Raw genomic sequence first — 22,184 nt, forward strand, 5'->3', positions numbered from 1 at the left:
TTAACCGCCGATTCGCCCTGTAGCGAGGTCTACCGCCGCCGGCGTGAGTTCGTCCAGTGGCTCAGGTCGGCATAGCCGGTAGCCCTGTCCGTAGTGAATGCCCAGAGTCCGTACCTTGCGAAGGGCATCGTCGCTTTCGATAAACGTGGCCACCGTCACTTTGCCGGCGGCCTCGGCAATCCGGTGCAGTGCTTCCAGCATCACCTGCTGCACCGGGTCCTCCTCCAGCTGCTGAACCATTCTCCGGTCCAGTTTGATGATATCCACGGGTAATCTCGCCGCCAGGCTGTAGCTTTCCACCGATGCGCCGGCACCGTCCAGGGCGACGCGGAAGCCTGCCCGATGCAGGGCGTCGCAAAGCACGGCCACGTCGTCGGGATACTGGGTGGCGTGGGCCTCACGGATTTCCAGGCAGAAACAGTCCGGGGCAAACGGGGATTGGTTCAGGGCATCGGCCATGAAGTCGGCGAAGGTGTCATCCAACACAGTTGCCAGTGACAGGTTAAATCCACAGTACTTCAATCGGGGTTCCAGCAAGGGCTGGTTACCGAGCCATTCCAGGGTTTGCCGGATCACCTGGCGATCCAGGCGCTTTGCCAGGTCAAACCGTTCCGCAATGGGCAGGAAATCGTCGGGCAGGAGTGTCGTCTCATCATCCGACGTTGTTGGAATCCGACAGAGGATTTCGATGTGATCGCCCCAGGTGGGGCTGGCCACCGGCCTCATGGCCTGGTATTCCAGAATCAGCGACTGTTTGTCCAGCGCGTCGCGGATCTGCTCGACCCGTTTGCTGGCCACTGAATCGTCCGTCTGGTTGGCAATAGCGCTGGCCGCGTGAACCCGGTTGCGTCCGGAGGTTTTGGCGGTGTGGCACAGGTCCGCAGCCTGGACCAGAAGCTGCTCCGGATCCGCAGGGACGTCGTTGTCCAGAATCAACAGGCCGCCCGATGCGGTGGTCTGGAGGCTGTGACCCTGCCAGTCGAAGACAAAGTCGCCGATCAAATCAAGGGTTTCCTGGGCAATCTTGCGGGCCCGCGCTTCCGGGCAGTTCTCGATCAGAAGGGCGAAGGTGTCGCCAGCGAGGCGGGCGAGGGCGTCACGCTGCCGGACGCGCACGCCGAGGTTGCCGGCCAGCTCCCTGAGGTAGCGATCACAGGTGCCGCTGCCAGCAAGATCGTTAAAGCGTTCGAATTCATCCAGATCCAGGTAGAGCAGGCTGTCGCAGGATTCCCGATGGGTTTTCTGCTCCAGGGTTCTTAATACCCGAGCGATGAATGCCTTTCTGTTCATCAGGCCGGTAACCGGATCGTGACGTATCCGGTATTCCTCACTGGAGGCGTGATTCAGCCTGGGCTCAATGCGACGGGCCACGTGCACCGCGCCGGTGATTTCTCCCTGGTCGTTGGTCAGGCGCTGGTAATGGAATTCATGCACTGGTAGCTGGCGCGACTGCTGGGCCATGGGCATCTCGACCACGAAGTTGTCACGTTCGAAGGCCCGGTGCCAGAGCCGTTCCATCAGCCTGCGTTCGTTCGGGAACTCCTGAAGCAAGTCGCTCAGGTTGTCGCCTGCCTCCGGGCGCCCGCCAAAGGTTTCGGCAAACTGTCTGGCCCAGGCGTCATTGAAGTGGAGCAGGTTGAACGAGAGATCGACCGCCACAACCAGATCGGAGGTGGCGCTGGTGACCGCTGCGAGCATGGTGTTTGCGTGCTGGCGAGCCCTGTCGAGTTTCATATCGGCGGTCCGGTCTACCAGGGTGCCGCCGAGCCCGGTAATCCGGCCGCCCTGTTTCAGAGCCCGACAACTGAGCGTCACCCGCCGATGGTTCTGTTGCGAGGTAACGATATCGAGGTTGAGGGAGAATGCGTCTCCGGTTCGGAGGCAACGGCGGAACATGGCCCGGACCCTGGCCTGGCCGGTCTGGCAGTAGAAAAGCGCCTGTTCGGGCGTGATTTCGGCGCCCGGTCTCAGCTCGAGAAGCTGGAACATTCCCTCGGTCCAGGTCATTTCATTCGTGCGGGTGTCCAGTTCCCAGATCCCGAAACCGGCACTGCTCTCCGCTGCTCGCAACAGGCGGGAATCCCTGCTTGAGCTGTCGCACAAGGCAATCGTGGCACTCGCCGCCTTGTCGGAATCCCGAACGTCGAGTCGCAGGCTCAGGCAGGCGGTGTAGAAGAAACCTTCCTTGTGCCGGAAGGTCACCAGGACGTTCTGGCCACGCTCGATCCGGTGGCGGTTTGCCGGTGCAAAGGGATCATCCTGGCGAGATGCCAGGATCCGGTGCACCGGTTGGCCTTCCAGTTCGCTGCTCTCATAACCGAGCACCGCCTCGGCCTGGTGGTCAGCGAACAGAACTTTTCCTTCATCGTCGATGCGTAAAACGGTCTGGCGCCCGGAGGTCGCGGACTGGTCCGAACGGTAGCGGCGAATGATGAATTCTTTCACAGCGGGTAAGCCTCGCGTGTCCTGCAGCTTTTATTTTTTTAAAGGTTTTGCCACGATGCCGACATCATACTCATACTGATGCTGAAAAGAACCTCTCTGCGGAGCCGCCTTGACCGCCCACGTTGCCCCGATTTCCCTCGACTTTGAGGAGGGAATAGATCGCAAGACCCTCCGTCGCCTGAGGGACCGGTTTCTGCTGGTCAATCAGCAGCGCTGGGACCGTGCCCATTCTGCGTTGTCCTATCGCCAGCAGATGGTGCTGGAAATTCTGCCGCTGGTGTTTCATCTCAACCATCCGGCCCTGCCCGGTTACCTGGACAGCGATTGCCCCTATGGCCTGAGCAACTATCAGCCGTCACCGGCCACCATCAATGCGGCTCGTCGACTGGCCCGGACTTTTTCGCTGAAGGATGAAGGCAAGCGCAAACCGGATCTGGACGCCATGTTCCTGATGGGCAGCCCGGGAACCCTTGGCCATTCCGTGGCCAGTGACCTCGACGTCTGGCTCTGTCACCGCAGTGACCTGCCCGAGCGGGGCATCCGCTGTCTTGAGCGCAAAGCCGAGAAGCTGGCCCGCTGGGCGGAATCTTTCGGTGTCGAACTGCACGTATTCGTCTTCTGTGCTTCGGATTGGCGTGCCGGTCGGCAACGGGTAGAGGTGACCGGCGAGAACTGTGGCAGCGCCCAGCATTTCCTGCTGCTGGACGAGTTCTATCGGACCAGCATCCATCTGGCCGGTGCCTGGCCCATGTGGTGGCTGATTCCTGCGGAGCGGGAGGAAACCTACGATGACTGCATGCGCAAGCTGGTAGATTACCGGTTTGTGCGCGCCGAGGACTATATCGATTTTGGCCCGGTGCCGGCGATTCCGGAGGAAGAATTTCTTGGTGCGGGCGTCTGGCAGTTGTACAAGGGGATTGATGCGCCCTGGAAGTCGATTCTGAAACTCCTTCTGATCGAATGTTATGCGCGGACCACCGTTGAGGCTCTGTTGTCCAGCCAGTTCAAGCGGGCCGTTTTCCGCGGCGAAACCGATGCCGACCGTCTGGACCCTTACGTCATGCTCTACAATCGGCTGGAGGGCTGGCTGACCGGGCCGGAAGTGGCGTCGAGGCTGGACCTGATTCGCCGGAGCCTGTATCTGAAAGCCGGTTTGCCACTGACACGGTCCGAGGTCTCCGGTGAGCAGTGGCGTGCCCGCCTGCTGCGCCAGCTGGTGACAGGTTGGGGCTGGAGTGAAAACACGCTGGCGGAGCTGGATGATCGTCAACGCTGGCGGGCAGAGGATGTCACCACCCTGCGTCGCACCATCGTCAACGAATTGACCCACGGTTACCGCCTGCTGTCGAAAATGGCCAGGGAGCATGGCCAACGCGCCGCCATCAGCGCCAACGATATCAATCTCCTCGGCCGCAAGCTTTATGCCGCGTTTCAGCGCAAGGCGGGCAAGATCGAGCAGATCAATCCCGGGCTGGCCCCGTCGCTGGCGGAGGAAAACCTGGCATTTCATCATCAGTCGGAGCAGGGCGGCGACGCCGACGGCTGGCTGCTTTACCGGGACCTCGAAGACCCGGCAGACGCTTTCTGGCAGCCGGTTATCCGTCGCTCTGGCAATCTGGCGGAACTGATGGTCTGGTGCTATTGCAACGGTCTGCTGACCCGCTCGACTCGGCTGAATGTGCGGTCGGGCAACAGTATTGCGTCCGTCAGCGAGTTGCGTGAAATGCTTGATGCCCTGTCTGCGTTCCTGCCATTTCCGATTGCCCCGGCGGAACGGGAAGCGTTGTCCCGGGGCGTCCGGCCATTGAGGAATCTGCTGTTGGTGAACGTCGGCATTGACCCTCAGGCCCACCTCACGGAAAAGGGCCTTCACAAGCTCAGTTCCCGGCACGATTCCCTGGGCTTTAGCGGCGGGCGGGAGAATCTGGTCATCAGCATCGACCAGATTACCTTCAACAGCTGGCATGAAGTCAGTCTCCAGCATTACGCAGCGGGCGATACACTGATCCAGTGCCTGAAGAATGTTCTCGCCTCGGTGGCAGCCAATCCCGACGAATTGCCGGCCGTTCAGGTGCACTGCCACAACCGTGGTCATGGCTCTGCCATTGCCCGCCGGGTTCAGGAGCTGTTTGCCGATGTCCTCCGGCCCTTTTTTGCCGGAGGTACCGGCCCGCATCCGCTGCGCTATGTGATTGAAATGGATCGTCGCTACTTCCTGCTCCAGTTCAACGGCCTGGAACCGGGGTTTGTGGCACTCGACAGCTTTGAGGCGCTGATGGAGCATCTGGCGCTGCCCCAGGAGCGGTACCTGCCGGTGGTGTTCGATCGTTACGCGTTGCAGGACGAGCCGGCCTTGCGGGCGGTTTGCCTGGCCAGCGAACCGGACAACATCCAGGTGTTTTATCGTATTCTCGGCGATCAGGCCCGGCTCTGGGTCGTTGACGAACTGGGTTCTGTGTTCAGCTGGGAACAGGCGGTGACCAGTCGACGGCATTTGCTGGTGCCGGTACTGCGTTTCCTGGATAACCTGATCGAGCGGCGATTGCTGCGCCATACCGATTCCGCCGGCGTTGTGGCCGGCGTCCAGTGCTACGAAATTGTCCGGCGGGACGGGGCCTGGCGGGCCGAGTACCGGCCGGAGTCGGATTCGGGAGTGCCTCTGCCCGGATTTGAGGTGCAGGCCGTGGGCATCCACGAGGGCGACAGTCGCCTGCGCTTCGACATTTTCTGTGGTGACCAGGAATTCAGCGTCCAGGAGTACGGCGACCAGTTGATTCCGGCAGTGGCCCACTACATCCGCTCCCTCCGACATAGCGATGAGGTCTACCCGGTGTACCTGACCGATATCCACCTGCCCCACGACCTCGACCCCCGGGTGTATCAGCAGGATATCCAGACCAGCCAATACCTGTATTACCGGTCTGTGCTGGAAGATTCCCTGAACCGCCACCTCGCGAGGACTCGCTGACCTCGCGGCCCGGGGCGGGTGTCAGGTATACTGCGCCCATAGTGAACTCAGGGGTAGGTAGCCGATATGCGAGCGTGGACTCTGTCGATCATGACGTTGATGCTGGCTCTGGTTGTGAGCGGTTGCGGTCAGAAAGGTCCGTTGTACCGTGACAGTCAGGCCGCTTCGATAACGTCCGGGCCGGATTCGGCCCAGGAGCAGCCCGATCGCGAAGAAACCCGCGACTAGCGCCATGGCCTCCCGGCCCCGTTAAACGAATCAGGAAACTCATGGATCATTTCAACTACCGCGACGGCGAGCTGTACGCCGAGGATATCCCTGTCTCTGCCATTGCCGATCGTTTTGGCACACCGGCCTACGTGTATTCGCGCGCCACGCTTGAGCGACATTACCGGGCCTATGATGACGCCCTTCGGGATCACCCGCATCTGGTGTGCTACGCCGTTAAAGCCAATAGCAATCTGGCGGTGCTGAACGTTCTCGCGCGGCTCGGTGCCGGCTTTGATATCGTGTCGGCCGGCGAGCTGGAGCGGGTACTGCGGGCCGGTGGTGATCCGTCGCGGGTGGTCTTCTCCGGCGTTGGCAAGCAGGAGTGGGAAATGAAGCGGGCCCTTGAAGTGGGCGTGCGCTGCTTCAACGTCGAATCCGATACCGAACTGGACAGGCTCAATGCGGTGGCGGGAGAACTCGGCGTAAAGGCGCCGATCTCTCTGCGGGTGAACCCGGATGTTGATGCCGGTACCCATCCCTATATTTCCACGGGTCTGAAAGAGAACAAGTTCGGGATTGATATTGCCGAAGCGTCGCAGGTCTATGCCCGTGCGGCAGGTATGCCGAATCTCGACGTGAAGGGTGTGGATTGTCACATCGGCTCACAGCTGACGAGCGTGTCACCGTTCCTCGACGCACTGGACCGAGTGCTGGCCCTGATTGATTCCCTGGCGGACCAGGGCATCCACATTCATCACCTGGATATGGGCGGTGGCCTGGGCGTCACCTACAACCATGAGCAGCCACCACAGCCGTCGGATTACGTGAAAGCGCTGGCCGAGCGCCTGGGTGACCGCAAACTGGAGCTGATTCTGGAGCCCGGCCGATCCATTGCCGCCAACGCTGGCATCCTGGTTACCAGAGTCGAATTCCTGAAGTGCACCGAGCACCGGAATTTTGCCATCATTGATGCCGCCATGAATGATCTGATCCGGCCGGCCCTGTACAGCGCCTGGCAGGCGATTATCCCGGTCAAGCCACACCAGGATGGTGAGGAAAAGGCCTGGGATCTGGTTGGTCCGGTCTGTGAAACCGGCGATTTCCTGGGCAAGGACCGTCACCTGCGCCTGCAGGCCGGGGATCTGCTGGCGGTTCGCTCTGCGGGAGCCTATGGCTTTGTCATGAGCTCAAACTACAACACGCGGAACCGGCCGCCGGAACTCATGGTCGATGGCGACCAGGTGCATGTGGTCCGCCGCCGTGAAACTCTCGAAGACCAGCTCGCACCCGAGAGCTGCCTTCCGGAATGAGCGGGAGCGAGGAGATGACACAGCAACGCCGGACCCAGGGCCCCATGCTTCGATTCACCAAGATGCATGGGCTGGGTAATGATTTTATGGTGGTGGATGCCATCAGCCAGCCTTTTCGTCTGCGCCCCGAGATGATCCGCGAACTGGCCAACAGGAATTTCGGAATTGGCTTCGATCAGTTGCTGGTGGTGGAGCCGCCCGGGCTGCCGGATGTCGATTTCCGCTACCGCATTTTCAATGCGGACGGGTCCGAGGTGGAGCAGTGCGGCAACGGTGCCCGCTGCTTCGCCCGGTTTGTCCGGGACCAGCGACTGACCAACAAAAAGGTCATCCGCGTCCAGACCGCCAAGGGCGTGATCGAGCTCCGTGTCGGCCGGGAAGGCATGGTGATGGTCAATATGGGCGTGCCCGAGTTCAATCCGCCGGCCATTCCGTTCGCCGCCGACCGTCGAAAGGATGTCTACACCGTGGATGTGGACGGCCAGACAGTGGAACTGAGCGCCTTGTCCATGGGTAACCCCCATGGTGTGCTGCTGGTTGAGGATGTAGACCAGGCGCCGGTGGAAACGCTGGGGCCCAAGCTCGAGCGGCATCCCCGCTTCCCGGCACGGGCCAACATCGGGTTTCTCCAGATTCTGGATCGTACCCATGTCCGCCTGCGGGTGTTTGAGCGTGGCTCGGGCGAGACCCTCGCCTGCGGTAGTGGTGCCTGTGCCGCCGTGGTGGCCGGCTGCCTGCGAGGCCTGCTGGATGCCCGCGTGGAAGTGGAATTGCGGGGTGGCCCTCTGGTCATTGAATGGCAGGGTGAAGGGACCCCTGTTATGATGGAAGGGCCTGCAACCAGCGTATTTGAGGGGCAGTTGAGGCTGCCGGGTGATTCTGGTGGTCGTCGACGCAGGAGCGCTCGCCCCCATAAACAACGATCCTGACAGCCAGGAGTACTCCATGACAGAACAAACGGCCCGCCAGAAGGCCGGTGAGCTCACCCGGGAAGAGGTGGCGGATTACCTGCGCGCCAACCCCGATTTCTTCATCGACCAGGACGAGCTGCTGCGCAGCCTGACCCTGCCCCACGACAGTGGCCGGGCCATTTCGCTGGTCGAACGCCAGGTGCATCTGTTCCGGGAGCAGCGGGACACCCTGCGCAGGGAGTTGGTAGAGCTTGTATCCATCGCCCGCCATAACGACCGGTTGTTCGAGAAGAGCAAGCGTTTGCTGATGCAGGTGATTGAAGCGCGGACGCTCAACGATATGGCTGCTGCCATTGATGACAGTATCCGTGGTGATTTCGGTCTCGACGCCGCTTCTGTTTTGTTGTTTACCGATGTTGAGCTGCCTGAGGCCTCTCAAGGCGCCCTGCATGTGGTCAGTCCTTCTGCGGCCCGTGAGCGCCTGGGCAGCCTGCTGGAAGGTGAGCGGGCTGTGTGCGGTCAGTTCCGTGAAAGCGAACGGGAGTTCCTGTTTCCGGACCGTGAAGAACCCATTGCCTCGGTCGCCCTGGTGCCGCTGAGGCATGACGAGCTGGTGGGCGTGTTTGCGGTCGGTAGCTGCCAGCCGGGGTACTTTGACCAGAGCATGGGTTCCCTGTTCCTGAGCTACATCAGCGACACACTAAGCCGCCTGCTGCCGCCCATGGTGCAGCGCCACACAGCGGCTGCTCCGGTCACCGACATGGCGACGGAGTCCCGCTAACGTGTCAGAAGCCCCGGAGAGTCCGACAGTGCCCAATGAGCTGACCGGGCCGCTGGCGGAATTTATCCGGCACCTGGCTTCTGAAAAACGCCATTCTCCGAGAACCTGCGACAGCTACCAGCGCGACCTTTTGCGTCTGGCGGACTGGTTGGGCCGCAGTGGATTCGTTGCCTGGCAACGGGTGACCAACCACGACCTGCGCCGCTACGTCGCGACGCTCAGCCGGGAGGGGTTGTCAGGCCGGAGCATTGCCAGACATCTCTCGGCGACCCGCCGTTTCTACCAGTTCCTGCTCAGGGAGAAGCTGGCATCGGATAATCCGGCGCTGGATATCCGGGCCCCCAAGAGTGGCCGCCGTCTGCCTCGCGTTGCAGATGTGGATCAACTGAATTATCTACTGGACGGACAGCCGGACGATCCCCTGGAAGTGCGGGATCTATGTATGTTCGAGCTGATGTATTCTTCCGGGTTGCGGCTGGCGGAGCTGGCAAGCCTGGATCTGGATACCGTCGATCTGCGCAGTGGTGAGGTTCGCGTGATGGGTAAGGGTGACAAGGAACGGCTGCTGCCCGTCGGACGAAAAGCCATTTCAGCCATACAGGCCTGGCTACCGTACAGAGCGGCGCTGGCCAATGACGGTGAGGCTGCTCTGTTCGTCAGCCAGCGGGGCGAAAGACTCAGCCACCGAAGTATCCAGGCCCGCCTTAGCCGTTGGGGAATCAGCCGTGGTGCCGACCAGAAGCTCCATCCGCACCTGCTGCGACACTCGTTTGCCAGCCACATGCTTGAATCCAGTGGTGACCTTCGTGCCGTACAGGAACTTCTGGGCCATGCCGACATTGCCACGACCCAGGTCTATACTCATCTTGATTTTCAACATTTGGCGCGGGTTTATGACCAGAGTCACCCCAGAGCACGACGCGATCGGTATCATGGTAAGACCAGTGACGAGAGTTCCTGAGGCCAGCAAGGGTCATCCAGGGGTTTTTCACACATCAACAGTACAGCAAGGATAGGCGGGAGCGCTCCATGGCATCGGATCAGTCCTGGAAGGAAAAATACCTTCAGGAACTCGAGTCTGCAGACAATCGGGAAAAGCAGTGGAAGGCGGAGCGGAATACCCTTGAACGCATGCTGGTGCGCACCAGTCTCGCCTCCGAAGGCCAGACCCCGGAGCTGGATCGGTTACTGGCTCGCATCCGGAAGGACCTGCGGAAAAACCGGGTAGATGTGGACGCCTGGAAGGACTTGCAGGATCAGATTGATCGCCAGGTCGCCCTGCTCGATGAGCGCCAGTCGGCCAACGACAGGAAGCCTTCCTTTTTCTCCCGTCTGGCGCGAGAACCAGAGCAAGAGCCCCAGCAACAGCAGCAACAGGTCAGCGCGGAACCTTTACCGGAAAGCAGCGAGCAGCCGGAGTCCCTCCCGGGCAATGACCAGGATGTCGAGGACAACGTTCAGCGGTTGCGCATTGCCCGCCGTGTGGGCCAGCTGTTGGGTCAGATGCTTACCCAGGTCTCCCTTGAGCCTGCCGCCGAGGCCCGGGCCCGGGCGTTGCAGCAATCTCTCCTGGCCAGTAACGACTGGGATGAATTGCGCGAAGGCCTGAACCATGTGGCTGAGCTGGTCATCGCTGCGGTTACCCGGAGCAAGCGCGAGTTCGAAGCCTTTCTCAAGCGTCTCGATGAACGTCTGGAGCTGTTGAGGGAACACTTCTCGGCCCAGTCTTCGGCCCAGTCCGGCCGATTGGATGCCTCAGAGCACCTTGATCGGGAGATCCGCGAGGAAATTGAGCGGGTTGGGCAACGTTTGCAGGAGAGCGATGACCTTCAGGACCTAAAACAGTCGGTCAGTCGTCATCTTGAGTCCATTGGTCAGGCGGTAGGCCGTTTCCGTACCCAGGAATCCGAGCGCGAGCGTGCGCTCTCCGAGCAGCTTGAGGCCATGCAGGAGAAAGTGGCGGCCATGGAGGCCCACTCCGAGCAGATGCAGGAACAGGTCCGTAAGGAGCGGCTCCGGGCCATGACTGACCTGCTTACCGAGTTGCCCAATCGTGAAGCCTGGCAGGAGCGACTGTCATTCGAGTACAACCGCTGGCAACGCTACAGCCATCCGTTGACCATCGGTGTGCTGGATATCGATCTTTTCAAACGGATCAACGACTCCTATGGTCACAAGGCCGGCGACAGGGTGCTGCAGCTGGTTGCGAGGGAATTCAGGGATCGCTTGCGCACCACGGATTTTGTGGCTCGTTTTGGCGGCGAGGAATTCGTGGTGTTGTTCCCGGAAACCGAACCTTCAGACGCGCGAGCAGTGGTGGACAAGTTGCGGGAACATGTCGGCAAGCTGCCGTTCCACTTCCGCGGCGAGCCGGTGACTGTGACCTTCTCAGCCGGCCTCGCGGGATTCATTGCCGGCGACACCGAGGAGTCGGTGTTTGACCGGGCCGACCGGGCCCTCTATCAGGCCAAGGACGCCGGCCGGGACCAGGTGATGATCAGCGATAGTGCCGACGTTCAGTGACGCATCATTGCGTCCAGCTCGTCGATCACCTCCGCCCAGTCGCTGTCTTCCTCCAGGCCTTCTTCCAGGAAGTGAGACTGGCTTTCGGACCAGATGGGAGCATCCTGGATGGCAACTTCGCTCGGCAGGGGCGAGTACCTGGCGACAAAATCCTCAATGCTTTTGGCGTCGGACGCCAGGCCTAGTTGCTCGAACAGAGTACTGAGGGTGTGTTTGCTGGTGTCCATGGACATTCGTCTCCCGTTGGCCGTTTGCCTGAATGAAATCAATGGCGTTTGCAGGTATTGTTCCCTGAAATGTAGCGGAACCCTTAAGGATATCCAGTGAAGGTTACCCTTGCCTTTCTACTATGCTGCCTGTTGGCGCTGTTTCAATCCCCCCTGCGGGCGGAACCGCCGCAAGCATCGCCGGCCCCCGTGCTAGGCAAAGAGGAACTGACCTGGCTGGAAGGGCAGGACCGGTTTCGTATCGGTCTTCGCAGCGATCAGGTGCCGCTGGTTTTCGATACCGGCAATGGCGTGCTTGCGGGCACCTACATTGACTACCTTGCCCGGCTCTCCGACAAACTACTGGGCGTCGCCATGGAACCCATCGTCCTGGAGATCGGGCAGGATAGCGGCCCGGTCAGGAGTGAGCTGGCAACCGACGCGGTTCTGACCACCAGAATGCCGGGGATGCCGGTGGTGCCCGGCAAGCGTTTCACCGATCCCCTGATGTCTCTTACCTATGGCGTGTTCGTCAGCGCCGGCGATGCGGCCATCCGGACCCTTGCCGATCTTGAGGGCAGCCGGATTGCAGTTATTGCCGGTGACCCCAACCAGTATCCCATGCTGGACCCCGTCGAGGAGTTTACGCCGGTGCCGGTCAGCAACGTCAGCGAAGCCGTCGGCCAGATTCTTTCGGGGCAGGCCGATGCGTTTCTGGCGCCGGTGCCCGTGGTGTCCGATTACCTTCAGTCGGCGATGGTGAATGGTATCGGTCTGTCGGTACTGCTCGATAACAGCCCGGTAGATGTGGTGTTGCGGGTGGATACCGATCGGGACCTGCTTTACCAGGTGCTGAACAAGGCCATTGCCGCAATCGGCCATAACGAGCACCGCACCATACGCCAGTCATGGCTGCAGGCCGATCAGCCGTCCCTCGAACGAAGTGGCCTGGAATTGTCCGGGTCGGATATGGAGTGGCTCAAACAGCATCCGGATCTGAAAGTCGCGTTTCGCGCGGACTGGCCGCCGTTTGAATACACCCAGGACGGCCGGCCCACCGGCCTGGTTCCGGATTTGCTGACCCGGCTGGAAACCGAGCTGAACGTGCGGTTTACGCGCTCTGTCGCTGGAAGCCGCATGGATGCTGAAGAGAAGCTGCGTTCGGGCGAGGTGGATATTCTTCCCGGGTTGTCCCGGACGCCGCGCACCGAAGAGGCCTTTCTGTTTACCCGGGCCTATCTGACCGTGCCCATCGCCCTTGCCATCCGGGACGACGGTCGCTTTATCGGCGATCTCCGGGAACTCCGCACGGAACGGGTGGGTGTGGTGAACCGGCATGCGGCCCACGATTACCTGTTGATCAATCATCCGAACCTGGATCTTTACCCGATGGATACGGTGGAGGAGGGGCTTCTGGCGCTATCCAACGGCGACCTGGATGTCATGGTTACCCATATTCCGGCGGTCAGTTACACAGTCGCCCGGCTGGGACTGTCGAACCTAAGGATTACCAGCATCACTCCCTACCAGTACGACCTGCGACTGGCCGTACGCAAGGACAACCCTGAGCTGCACCGGGTGCTGAACAAGGCGCTGGGCAGCCTCGAAGCCAGCGAGACAGAATCCATCTACAACAGGTGGATTCATCTGGATATCGAGCAGGAGACCGATTACACCGTGGTGCGGCGGGTGGTGCTGATCGCCATCCTGGTCGTGCTGATCTTCCTGTACTGGAACCGCAAGTTGTCGCGGGAGGTGGATGAGCGTATCCGTTCGGAGAATGCCCTGCGCCGGAGCGAAGACGAGTTGCGGGCTGCCAAGCTCGAAGCCGAGAGGTTGGCCCGGGAGGCGGAGGCCGCCAGCCTGGCCAAGAGTGAGTTCCTGGCCAATATGTCCCACGAAATACGAACGCCGATGAACGCGGTGATCGGCTATAGCGATCTGCTCAGCAACAGTGTTACCGACCCGCAGCAGCGCAATTACCTGGACGCCATCCGGGCGGGAAGTCGAAGTCTGCTGATGCTGATCAACGACATTCTGGACCTGTCCCGAATCGAGGCGGGGAAAATGCGGTTGGACTATTCCGCCGTATCGGTCCGTCGTCTCCTGGATGATGTTCGCCACATTTTCGATCTGCGGGCCCGGGAGCAGGGCATAACCCTGGAAGTGAGTGTCGACTCGCGAATGCCCGGCGCCATGATGCTGGATGAAACCCGTCTTCGGCAGGTTCTGTTCAACCTGGTCGGCAACGCCATCAAGTTCACCCACGACGGTGGTGTCACAGTTCGGGCAACCGCGAAGCCGCTCAAGAAGCGGTCGGCAGAAGCGGAACAGAACCCGGAAGCGCCGGAACGCCAGTATTACAAGTTGATCGTCACGGTCAGCGATAGCGGTATCGGTATCCCGCCGGATCAGGTGGAGCGTATTTTCGATGCCTTTGAGCAGCAGGAGGGGCAGAATACGCGGCGCTATGGTGGAACCGGTCTCGGGTTGGCCATCAGCCGGAAGCTGGCCCGTATGATGGGCGGTGAGCTGGAAGTTGAGAGTGAGCAAGGTTCCGGTTCGGTCTTTACGGTGACCTTGCCCCGGGTTGAGGCGACGGTGGAACAGGCGGAAGACGAGGGCGTTCCCAAGGAATCCGACCGGCTGCTGGCCCAGACTCTCAGCATGCAGGAGCGGGGCTGGCTCAGGGAACAGCTCGCGGCGGATTTCGGTGACGAGTGGGAAGCTGTGAGAGAGAGTGGCGATCCGGAGCAGATGAAAGACTTTGCACGCCGGGTGCTGGCCTGGGGCCAGCGATTCCGGTCACGTTCCGTTACCCGTTACGGGGAGAAGCTGCTTGCGGATGTCGAGGCATTCAACCTGGACGCGGTCAACAGTGCTCTTGAGGCTTTCCCGAAGTTGCTCGGCCGCGAAGAGTAAGAGCCGGGTGGGTTACAGACAATCGAACTGCGAGCGACGGTCGAAAGCGACCGAGACCATGTCGTAACCGGAATCCGAGAGTTGGCGGATCAGGTCGCGGTCTTTCAGCAGAGTCATGCAGACTTTGTGCACGCTGGCCTGAAGCTGTTCAGATGCCATGTCGTTAGAAGCCAGGCGGAAATCCACAATCAGGTATTTGCGCTCGACCGCCGCGCTGGCGGGGATATCCTGTCGTTCAACGCTCTCGTACCCGATATAGGTCGCCTGGGCTTCCGGAAACACCTGGCTCATGAGTACATCAAGATTTTCGGCATGAACAAGCGGTGCCGACAGCAAAAGGGCTGTGGCAGCGAGGCGAAGTGAGCGTGTGATCGTCATTGGAGGCCACTCCCTGGTGACATTCCGGTTAATCTGTAACCAAGTGTAAAGTTTGGTTACCGTTGATTATTGCAGAGTCTGTCGCATTTTGCGTGATATGTGACATTAATTTTTCAATTGTTTGCAGTCTCGATACAGTGACGACCGGGCTTTCGGGCTCCCGGTCCGGTGCACGATCAACTATGATGTGGGTAAGACGGACTTAGAGAGGAAAACGCATGTTTCAGCTTGTCTTTAAAGGGGAATGCGTTCCCGGAACGGATCTGGAAACGGCGCGCAACAATGCCAGAACCCTGTTCAAGGCGTCTCTTGATCAGGTTGATCGCATGTTCAGTGGTCAGCCGGTGGTTATTCGCAACAAGCTGGAAGAGGTTCAGGCTGAAAAATACCGGGCAGTGTTGAAAAAGCACGGCATGGTAGCTTATGTCCAGCCGATGGCTGACGCCCGGCCTGCTGCCAGTGCGGCACCACAGCCAGCCCCGTCGGCCCCCGCAAGTCAGCCCCGTCCGCAGCCGGCGCCCTCTGCCCCGCCGGCGGAAGGGCAGCGCCGTGGGGTTCCTGAAACCGAGCCTGGCGATCGTTTGCCGGTGGCGGGCGAGAAGGTGGATACGATACTTTCCGGCTCCGGTCTGAGTCTGGATCCGGTCGGGGTCAACCTGACAGAGAAGACCGAAGTGGAGCCACCGATGTTTCAGCATCTGGACGAGTGGAGCCTTGCTCCGGCTGGCAGTGATCTGGGTGTCGAGCGTGACCTGCCGCCGCCGATGATACCTGACGTATCCCACCTGTCACTGGCGGACGACTCCTCCGAGCGGAAATAACCCAATTGTGAGCCAGTGCAACCCCTGGGGCCGGAATGCCCCTCGACTGATCGCCGTCATCATGATTCTCTTGGCACCACTGGCTTCGGCTGAGGAGCGTCCCAAGGTAGGGCTGGTTCTGAGTGGCGGCGGCGCCAAGGGTATGGCCCATGTTGGCATGCTGCGGGTTCTGGAGGAAATGCGGGTTCCTGTTGATCTGGTGGTGGGCACCAGCGCGGGTTCCGCAGTCGGTGCCCTGTATGCCAGTGGTATGCCGGTCAGTGACATCGAGCAGCGCTTTATCGAGATGGACTGGCTTTCCAGCTTTCGCGACGATCCCGGCCGGGTCTACAAGCCGGTTCGGCGCAAGCAGGATGACTGGCGGTTTCCGGTGGTCCCGGGCATCGGTGTTCGCGCCGATGGCCTGCGTGTCGGCGGCGGGCTGATTGCCGGGCAGAATCTAGGTTTTATCCTCAACGAGCTGACCCACAACGCCGCCCTGGTTGAAGACTTCGACCGGCTCCCCATTCCCTTCCGGGCGGTTGCCACCGATCTCGAGACCGGTGAGCAGGTGGTCATCGGTGACGGTAACCTCTCCGAGGCCATCCGTGCCAGCATGAGTATTCCCGGGGTATACGCGCCGGTGGAACGTGATGGCCAGTTGCTGGTGGATGGGGGCGTCGCCAACAACCTGCCCATCAGCGTTGCCAGGGATTTGGGCGCCGACATCATCATCGCAGTGGATATTACCGACAGTCTGATGGAAACCGACGAGCTGCGGGGCGCGTTTTCCGTTGTCGGTCAACTCACAACCATCATGACCCGTCGGAACACCGACCAGCAGCTGGATCTGCTCGCCGAAGACGATGTTCTGATCCGCCCCGACCTCGAAGGCTACACCTCCGCTGACTTTTACGATGCGCCGGTTCTGTTTGAGCTGGGCGCCAGCTCGGCCCGGGAACACGGCGTCGAACTGCGTCCGTTGGCATTATCCCGCAAGGCCTGGGCCGATTGGCGGGACAGCGTGTCAGCGCAGGACGCGGGTGCGCGTATCGTGTCACGCATCGAGATCGAAGACAGTCGTCGGTTGGCCCGGGACTTCCTCAAGGAACGAATCCGGCAGAGAATCGGAGAGCCACTGGACACCGCCCGCCTGGAAGCCGACCTCAAACGGATCTACGGGCTTGGCTATTACGAGATTGTGTCTTATTCGACCTCGTCTTTGCCCGAGGGAACCGTTCTGACCATCCGCGTCCAGGAGAAGAGCTGGGGGCCGAACTACCTGTCTTTCGGTTTGAGTTATGAGGATAACTTTGACGGGGAAACCCGGTTCAATCTTGCCTCTTCCCTTCGAATGACCGAGCTCAATGCCCTGGGCGGGGAGTGGCAGACCGGTGTTCAGCTGGGCACCGAGCCCTGGGTTCGCAGCCAGTGGTATCAGCCGCTGGATTACGGCTATGAGCGGTTTCTGGTGCTCGGTGGCGAGTACTCCCGGGATACCTTCAGCCTGTTTGATGCCGTCGGAACCCGCGTTACGGAGGTGGATGTGACCTTCCGGAAAGCGGATCTGGCACTGGGCATGGAAATCGGCGGCAATGCCGAAGTTCGCCTGATCTATGCGCGGGGCTATGCCACGGTTGACGAGCAGATCGGGCAACCGGTAGCGCCGGAGGGGTCGGTGCACCAGGGTGGGCTGGCCGTGCAACTGGTACACGACTCTCTGGACGATACTTTCTATCCTCGCGACGGTGGCTTTGCCGGCCTCCGTGGACGTTTTGAACGGGAGGGCCTGGGATCCGACCGGGAGTTCGATTCGGTAACCGGCCTGGCGCTGGGAACCGGAAGTTGGAAAGGCCTGACCCTGACCGGACTGGTCTTCGGCCATGCGGTAACCCGGGGCACTCCCGGAATTGAAAATGCCGTCCGCCTGGGTGGATTCCGCCGGCTATCGGCATACGCGCCGGGTGAGATTACCGGAGACAACGCGTTAATGGTTTCAGCCTATGCCAGCCAGACCTTTGGCGGCCCGCTGCTGCCCTGGTTCGTTGGCGCCGGGTTCGAGGCGGGTAATGCCTGGCCCTCTCTGGATGAGGCGAGCTGGGACAGTTCGGTGAAATCGTCCAGCGTATTCGCCGGCGTGGATACCTTCCTCGGCCCGGTTCAGGTGGCCGCAGCCTACAACAACGAAGACAACTGGACGGCCTACCTGAACATTGGTTTCTCGTTCACCCAGCTCTTTTACTGAGTGCCGTCAGGCCGTTCTGCTGCCGGTCTTTTCAATGGCAGTGAGAACCTGCTGGCATTGTTGCAGGGCATAGCGGTGCAGGATGTCTGCCAGGCGGTCCTCATCCCGATCCTTGATGGCACTGATTGACTGTTCCATGTGGGACAGGTTGTCCTCAATGACACGATTGCCTCCTTCCTGGAAGGCGACGAAGGCACAGCGCTTTGCCGAAGGCCAGAGGTCATCAATGGCAGAGACAATGAAGTAGTTGTCGGCATAGGCCAGCGATGCCTTGGTGTACTCAATGCCCAGCTCCAGAAACGCCATCAGATCGTTCTTCCTGTAGCAGGCCTGCATCTGCTCATACAGACTCTCCAGCCGGGCCATATCCTCGGGCTGCCAGTGACGCACCAGCTTGCGACCGGTGTGGGTGAGGTAGAGCTCCAGGGTCTCGTACAGGCTGCGCACGAAGTATTCATCCAGCGGGGTCACGAACGCGCCTTTGCGGGGTACGTTGCGGACCAGATGCCGCTTCTCCAGCAGCAGCAAGCCTTCCCGTATGGATCCATGACTGACGTCCATCTGTTTCGCCATGGCGCCCTCGTAGATCCGTTCACCGGAGCGCAGCTGGCCAAAGGCAATCAGGTTTTCGATGTGGCGTGCGACCTGTTCGGTCAGTGTTTCTCTGGGCTTGAAGGCATTCATGGTGATCTGTCGCTACTGCATACTGGCTGAATCGTCCTGGCATAGTCGCACATCGGCTATTCCGGAGCCAGTGGACGGATGGCCTATAGCAGTGGCGCCAGCAGGCGGACGGCCCGGCAACACAGGCGGAACAGGATCGACCGATCCTTGTAGTCGCTCTCGATCATCAGGCGGGAATTGTCCAGATCGTGTTCCAGCATGGATTCCACACTCCGGATGAAATGCCTTGCGGTGGTTATGGCGGTGATCTCGAAATTCAGTCGCATCGAGCGGTTGTCCATGTTGGCGGTTCCCACCGCCGCGTATCGATCATCCACCAGGATCACTTTCTGATGCATGAAGCCAGGCTGGTAGCGATAGATGCCGATGCCGGTCTTGCAGGCCTGGACGAGGTAAGAGTAAGCCGCCAGGCCAATCAGGCGGCTGTCCGATTTCTCCGGAATCAGGATTCGTACGTCCACGCCCCGGAGCGCCGCCAGTTGAAGGGCGTTCATGATCTGGAAATCCGGAACAAAATAGGGCGAGGCGATCCAGAGCCGGGTGCGGGCATTATTGATGCAATTGAGGAAAAACAGTGTGCAGGTTTCCCCGCTGTCCGCAGGTCCTGTTGGCAGCATCAGCACCTCGTCGTCGCCGGGCTGGTTGTCGACCGGCGCCCAGTCGAGGCTGGGAAAATCGTTGCTGGCCCAGTTCCAGTCTTCCAGCCATGCCAGCTGCAGGCCGGTGACGGCCGGACCCTCAATCCGGCAGTGGGTATCGCGCCAGGGTTCCTGGTCCATGGCAGTGCCCAGGTATTCGTCTCCCAGGTTGATGCCACCCACAAAGCCGATCTTGCCGTCGCAGACCAGCAGTTTCCGGTGGTTCCGGAAATTGATCTGGAACCGCCTCCGGCGGATGTTGCCGTTACCGAACGAGGCCACGCGGGCGCCGGCGGCGGCGAGCTGGTTCAGGTACTTGCGCGGCAGCCAGACGCTGCCAATGTCGTCATACAGAAACCAGACTTCCACACCCTGGGCCAGTTTGCGCTCGAGAATTGACTTGATCCGGCGGCCAACCCGGTCTGACCGCACGATGTAGAATTCCAGCAGGATATAGTGCTCGGCGTCTTCCATGGCTTCGAACAGGGCCTCGAACGTGGCCTCACCGTCCCTGAGCAGGGTACATCGGTTGCCATCGGTGAACGGCTGCCGGCCCAGTCGGCAGAGCACCTGAAGTTCGTCGGTGAACCGTTCGCTGGCGGGGATGGGTATGGAGGTTGTTTGCTGCTCGAACCGGTTCAGCAGATTGGTCAGGGATTCGTCGCCAAGCCGTCGGGCTTTCACGTAGCCGCCAAACCGATGCCGCCCGAACAGCACGAACATGGGCACAGCCAGGTAGGGCAGGCCGATCAGGGCAATGACCCAGGCAATGGCACCCTGTGATGTCCGATAGGTCAGAAGAATACGGTAAATACAGGCAAATGCGCCCAGGTAAACGGCCCCGACCACCAGTGCAACGAGAGACAGCTCGTCCATCATTGCGCTCCCTCATCTGCCTGGTGGCCGTAGGGCCCCGATGTGGCCAGATGCCTTGCCCGGTACTCTGCCGGTGAGGTGCCGGTCCAGCGCTTGAACGCCCGGCTGAAGGCGCTGAGCTCTGAAAAACCCAGCAGAAAAGCAATTTCACCCAGAGCGTACTGGTCGGCCGCAACATACCTGAGCGCCTTGTCCTGGCGAACCTGCTCAACCAGGCCATGGAAGCTCAGGCCTTCCTTCTTGAGCTTGCGGTAGAGCGTCTGGCGGCTCATATGGCATTGCCGGGCAAGGCTGTCGGCATCGATTCTTTCGGTCGCCATCTGCTTCGAGATCAGTCGGCGAATCCTGCGGCCGAACGAGCGGCGGCTCTGAAGCCTCGCCAGCAGCGTATTGACCTGCTTCAGTACTGCCGAATACACGTAGGGATTGCGGCGTGGTATCGGGTGCCCCAGATGCCGGCTGTTGAACGCCAGCCGGGTAATACCGCAATCAAACCGCACCGGGCCACCGAGAAGCTTTTCGTACTCGTCGGCGTACACCGGCGCCGGATGGGCGATCTCTACCCATTCCGCCCGGATGCCCGGATGAATGAAGTGGCGGGTGCGGGTGATGGCCGCAGCCAGGGTCCGGTCCATATCCTGCCGGCAGTAATGTTCGGCCATGTCCGGTTGCCAGCAGAGAATGGCCTGGTCGGCGGTCTGTTCGAAGCTTAGGAATACCGACTCGTTGATCAGCCGATGCAGGCGCACGTACTGGGTAACGGCTTCACCCAGGGTGTCACAGTTGAAAAACACATGCCCGACCAGTCCCATCCGCTCGGGATCCACCACTTTTCCGGCGTGCAGCCCGACAGCCGGATCGCCCGTTACCAGCTCGGCGTGTTCCCACAGCCGGTAATGGGCATCGGCGGGCACGCGCCGGTCCGGGTCGGTGAGCTCCGACATGGCCAGCCCGGTCAGCTGTTCCACCCTTGGCGCATTGAGAACACCCTGGCGTTCCAGATAGTGAACCAGCGCCAGCGTGCTGGAGGCAGCGACCAGGGGTGCGCTGGTGGAGTCTGATTGGGCAGATGTCACGTTGATAGTTAACGACCTGTCATGATGACTGATACAAAATGTCAAGTGGGTGCAACGGCCTGTCAAGGGTTACCCGTGGCTTTAACGATAGCATCAACGTATCAGGTTGAAGCAATGGAAAAGCAATCAGGAGGTGTTTTATGGAACAGGAAATTTTCGTACCTCATACCGAGCTTGAGCGTAAAAACGTGATTGAGCTTGCCGAGTATCTGAACAGCATCTTCTATTGCTGATCCTTCAGACGTCACGTCTATGACCTTCAAGCCGGGCTTTGCCCGGCTTTTTTTCGTCCACGGAAAATGACCGCTAATACCGGCACTTGCTCGCAAGACTGGCAGTGGTAATGTATCCGGTCTGAGAACGCAGACCAATCCGGAGACTGACTGCCCATGACTGTTGCGCTGAACCACCGCATTACCGGCGAAGGCCCGCCCCTGATACTGCTGCACGGGCTGTTCGGCTCCCTGGACAACCTGGGGGGTATCGCCCGCCGTCTGGAAGACCAGTGGCAGATTCACGCACTGGACGAGCGCAACCACGGGAGTTCGCCCCACACGGATACCATGGACTATCCGGCCATGGCCGCCGACGTCATCGCCTACATGGACGCCCAGGCGCTGGACAAGGTGAGCCTGCTGGGTCATTCCATGGGTGGCAAGGTGGCGATGCAGGTTGCCCTCCAGGCTCCGGAGCGCGTGGAAAAACTGATCGTGGCCGACATTGCCCCGGTAAACTACAAACCCCGGCACGATGCTATTCTGGACGGGTTGACCAGCATGGATCTGACCGGTGTGCGTTCCCGTCAGGACGCAGACAGGCTGATGGCAGATTTTGTCGAAGAGCCGGGTGTTCGCCAGTTCCTGCTGAAAAACCTGGAACGGATTCCCCGCGAAGACCAGCAGGAGGGCGGGCCAATGTTCCGGTGGCGGCTCAATCTGCCGGTTATCGATGCCTGCTATGAACATCTGGCCAGGGCGCCGGAGGGTGATGGCCCGTTTGATGGTCCTGTGCTGTTTCTGAAGGGCGCGGATTCGGCCTACATCCAGGAAAAACACCGGGATGATATCCAGCGACTGTTCCCGCAGGCACAGCTGCGTATTATCCAGGGGACCGGCCACTGGCTGCACGCTGAGAAAGCCGACTCCTTTGCTGCCCTGTGCCGCCGTTTCCTCAGCGCCGATGAATGATGGTGTCCTGCGTAGGGCATTTTC

General features: G+C 60.4%; 17 protein-coding genes. 11 read left to right on the forward strand and 6 right to left on the reverse strand.

From position 1 onward, the window contains the following. Entirely contained in the window at nucleotides 1-2,445 is a 2,445-nt protein-coding gene (locus AC13E3_RS05445) for an EAL domain-containing protein (protein WP_008173202.1), read from the reverse strand. A gap of 109 nt (nucleotides 2,446-2,554) precedes the next feature. Between AC13E3_RS05445 and AC13E3_RS05450 the strand changes: the two genes are divergently transcribed. The 7 genes from AC13E3_RS05450 (at nucleotide 2,555) to AC13E3_RS05480 (ending at nucleotide 11,148) form a co-directional block, all read left to right on the forward strand. After that, a complete protein-coding gene (locus tag AC13E3_RS05450) occupies nucleotides 2,555-5,413 on the forward strand; it encodes a class I adenylate cyclase (protein WP_482901797.1) in 2,859 nt (952 codons plus the stop codon). 66 nt (nucleotides 5,414-5,479) lie between these two features. After that, nucleotides 5,480-5,641: an LPS translocon maturation chaperone LptM gene (gene lptM, locus AC13E3_RS05455; RefSeq protein WP_227497818.1), complete on the forward strand. Its 162-nt coding sequence runs from the start codon at nucleotides 5,480-5,482 to the stop codon at nucleotides 5,639-5,641. Nucleotides 5,642-5,682: 41 nt separating this feature from the next. Then, nucleotides 5,683-6,933, forward strand: a complete 1,251-nt coding sequence (lysA, locus tag AC13E3_RS05460) for a diaminopimelate decarboxylase (RefSeq protein ID WP_008173209.1) — start codon at nucleotides 5,683-5,685, stop codon at nucleotides 6,931-6,933. Between the two features lie 14 nt (nucleotides 6,934-6,947). Next, nucleotides 6,948-7,862 carry a diaminopimelate epimerase gene (dapF, locus tag AC13E3_RS05465; RefSeq protein ID WP_008173211.1) on the forward strand — a complete coding sequence of 305 codons (915 nt, stop codon included), beginning with the start codon at nucleotides 6,948-6,950 and terminating at the stop codon, nucleotides 7,860-7,862. Nucleotides 7,863-7,878: 16 nt separating this feature from the next. Then, nucleotides 7,879-8,625: a DUF484 family protein gene (locus AC13E3_RS05470; protein ID WP_008173212.1), complete on the forward strand. Its 747-nt coding sequence runs from the start codon at nucleotides 7,879-7,881 to the stop codon at nucleotides 8,623-8,625. A gap of 28 nt (nucleotides 8,626-8,653) precedes the next feature. Continuing rightward, nucleotides 8,654-9,586, forward strand: a complete 933-nt coding sequence (gene xerC, locus AC13E3_RS05475) for a tyrosine recombinase XerC (RefSeq protein ID WP_288367072.1) — start codon at nucleotides 8,654-8,656, stop codon at nucleotides 9,584-9,586. Between the two features lie 68 nt (nucleotides 9,587-9,654). Further along, a complete protein-coding gene (locus AC13E3_RS05480) occupies nucleotides 9,655-11,148 on the forward strand; it encodes a GGDEF domain-containing protein (RefSeq protein ID WP_053114168.1) in 1,494 nt (497 codons plus the stop codon). On the opposite strand, the gene AC13E3_RS05485 is transcribed toward AC13E3_RS05480, so the two are convergent. After that, entirely contained in the window at nucleotides 11,142-11,375 is a 234-nt protein-coding gene (locus AC13E3_RS05485; RefSeq protein ID WP_008173223.1) for a DUF2789 domain-containing protein, read from the reverse strand. The genes AC13E3_RS05480 and AC13E3_RS05485 overlap by 7 nt on opposite strands. Nucleotides 11,376-11,471: 96 nt before the next feature. Here AC13E3_RS05485 and AC13E3_RS05490 point away from each other — a divergent pair, with 96 nt between their 5' ends. Beyond that, nucleotides 11,472-14,276, forward strand: a complete 2,805-nt coding sequence (locus AC13E3_RS05490) for an ATP-binding protein (protein WP_482901798.1) — start codon at nucleotides 11,472-11,474, stop codon at nucleotides 14,274-14,276. 12 nt (nucleotides 14,277-14,288) lie between these two features. Here the strand turns inward: AC13E3_RS05490 and AC13E3_RS05495 are convergent, their stop codons facing one another. Next, nucleotides 14,289-14,654 (reverse strand): hypothetical protein, encoded by a 366-nt coding sequence (locus tag AC13E3_RS05495; protein ID WP_008173227.1) that lies wholly within the window; start codon nucleotides 14,652-14,654, stop codon nucleotides 14,289-14,291. Nucleotides 14,655-14,872: 218 nt separating this feature from the next. Between AC13E3_RS05495 and AC13E3_RS05500 the strand changes: the two genes are divergently transcribed. Together AC13E3_RS05500 and AC13E3_RS05505 are read left to right on the forward strand one after the other, a co-directional pair. After that, nucleotides 14,873-15,475 carry a hypothetical protein gene (locus AC13E3_RS05500; RefSeq protein WP_008173230.1) on the forward strand — a complete coding sequence of 201 codons (603 nt, stop codon included), beginning with the start codon at nucleotides 14,873-14,875 and terminating at the stop codon, nucleotides 15,473-15,475. A gap of 7 nt (nucleotides 15,476-15,482) precedes the next feature. Beyond that, on the forward strand, nucleotides 15,483-17,699 hold the full coding sequence (locus tag AC13E3_RS05505; RefSeq protein ID WP_482901799.1) for a patatin-like phospholipase family protein: 2,217 nt from the start codon (nucleotides 15,483-15,485) through the stop codon (nucleotides 17,697-17,699). 6 nt (nucleotides 17,700-17,705) lie between these two features. Here AC13E3_RS05505 and AC13E3_RS05510 read toward each other — a convergent pair whose 3' ends face one another. The 3 genes from AC13E3_RS05510 to AC13E3_RS05520 all read right to left on the reverse strand — a co-directional run bounded on the left by AC13E3_RS05510 (nucleotide 17,706) and on the right by AC13E3_RS05520 (nucleotide 20,973). Next, nucleotides 17,706-18,383 (reverse strand): GntR family transcriptional regulator, encoded by a 678-nt coding sequence (locus AC13E3_RS05510; protein WP_008173234.1) that lies wholly within the window; start codon nucleotides 18,381-18,383, stop codon nucleotides 17,706-17,708. 83 nt (nucleotides 18,384-18,466) lie between these two features. After that, nucleotides 18,467-19,897: a cardiolipin synthase gene (gene cls, locus AC13E3_RS05515; protein WP_008173235.1), complete on the reverse strand. Its 1,431-nt coding sequence runs from the start codon at nucleotides 19,895-19,897 to the stop codon at nucleotides 18,467-18,469. Further along, a complete protein-coding gene (locus AC13E3_RS05520) occupies nucleotides 19,897-20,973 on the reverse strand; it encodes an AraC family transcriptional regulator (protein WP_008173236.1) in 1,077 nt (358 codons plus the stop codon). The genes cls and AC13E3_RS05520 overlap by 1 nt, the downstream gene beginning before the upstream one ends. 389 nt (nucleotides 20,974-21,362) lie before the next feature. On the opposite strand from AC13E3_RS05520, the gene AC13E3_RS05525 reads away from it, so the two are divergent. Continuing rightward, nucleotides 21,363-22,160 (forward strand): alpha/beta fold hydrolase, encoded by a 798-nt coding sequence (locus AC13E3_RS05525; protein WP_008173240.1) that lies wholly within the window; start codon nucleotides 21,363-21,365, stop codon nucleotides 22,158-22,160. Nucleotides 22,161-22,184 lie beyond the last annotated feature (24 nt).

The organism is Marinobacter sp. L-80 (genome assembly GCF_056859395.1).

What these genes read in the sequence shown, in the direction of transcription:
- lptM (WP_227497818.1), top strand. Translation starts at nt 5,480, where the DNA reads ATGCGAGCGTGGACTCTGTCGATCATGACGTTGATGCTGGCTCTGGTT.
- lysA (WP_008173209.1), top strand. Translation starts at nt 5,683, where the DNA reads ATGGATCATTTCAACTACCGCGACGGCGAGCTGTACGCCGAGGATATC.
- dapF (WP_008173211.1), top strand. Translation starts at nt 6,948, where the DNA reads ATGACACAGCAACGCCGGACCCAGGGCCCCATGCTTCGATTCACCAAG.
- AC13E3_RS05470 (WP_008173212.1), top strand. Translation starts at nt 7,879, where the DNA reads ATGACAGAACAAACGGCCCGCCAGAAGGCCGGTGAGCTCACCCGGGAA.
- AC13E3_RS05480 (WP_053114168.1), top strand. Translation starts at nt 9,655, where the DNA reads ATGGCATCGGATCAGTCCTGGAAGGAAAAATACCTTCAGGAACTCGAG.
- AC13E3_RS05485 (WP_008173223.1), bottom strand. Translation starts at nt 11,375, where the DNA reads ATGGACACCAGCAAACACACCCTCAGTACTCTGTTCGAGCAACTAGGC.
- AC13E3_RS05495 (WP_008173227.1), bottom strand. Translation starts at nt 14,654, where the DNA reads ATGACGATCACACGCTCACTTCGCCTCGCTGCCACAGCCCTTTTGCTG.
- AC13E3_RS05500 (WP_008173230.1), top strand. Translation starts at nt 14,873, where the DNA reads ATGTTTCAGCTTGTCTTTAAAGGGGAATGCGTTCCCGGAACGGATCTG.
- AC13E3_RS05510 (WP_008173234.1), bottom strand. Translation starts at nt 18,383, where the DNA reads ATGAATGCCTTCAAGCCCAGAGAAACACTGACCGAACAGGTCGCACGC.
- cls (WP_008173235.1), bottom strand. Translation starts at nt 19,897, where the DNA reads ATGGACGAGCTGTCTCTCGTTGCACTGGTGGTCGGGGCCGTTTACCTG.
- AC13E3_RS05525 (WP_008173240.1), top strand. Translation starts at nt 21,363, where the DNA reads ATGACTGTTGCGCTGAACCACCGCATTACCGGCGAAGGCCCGCCCCTG.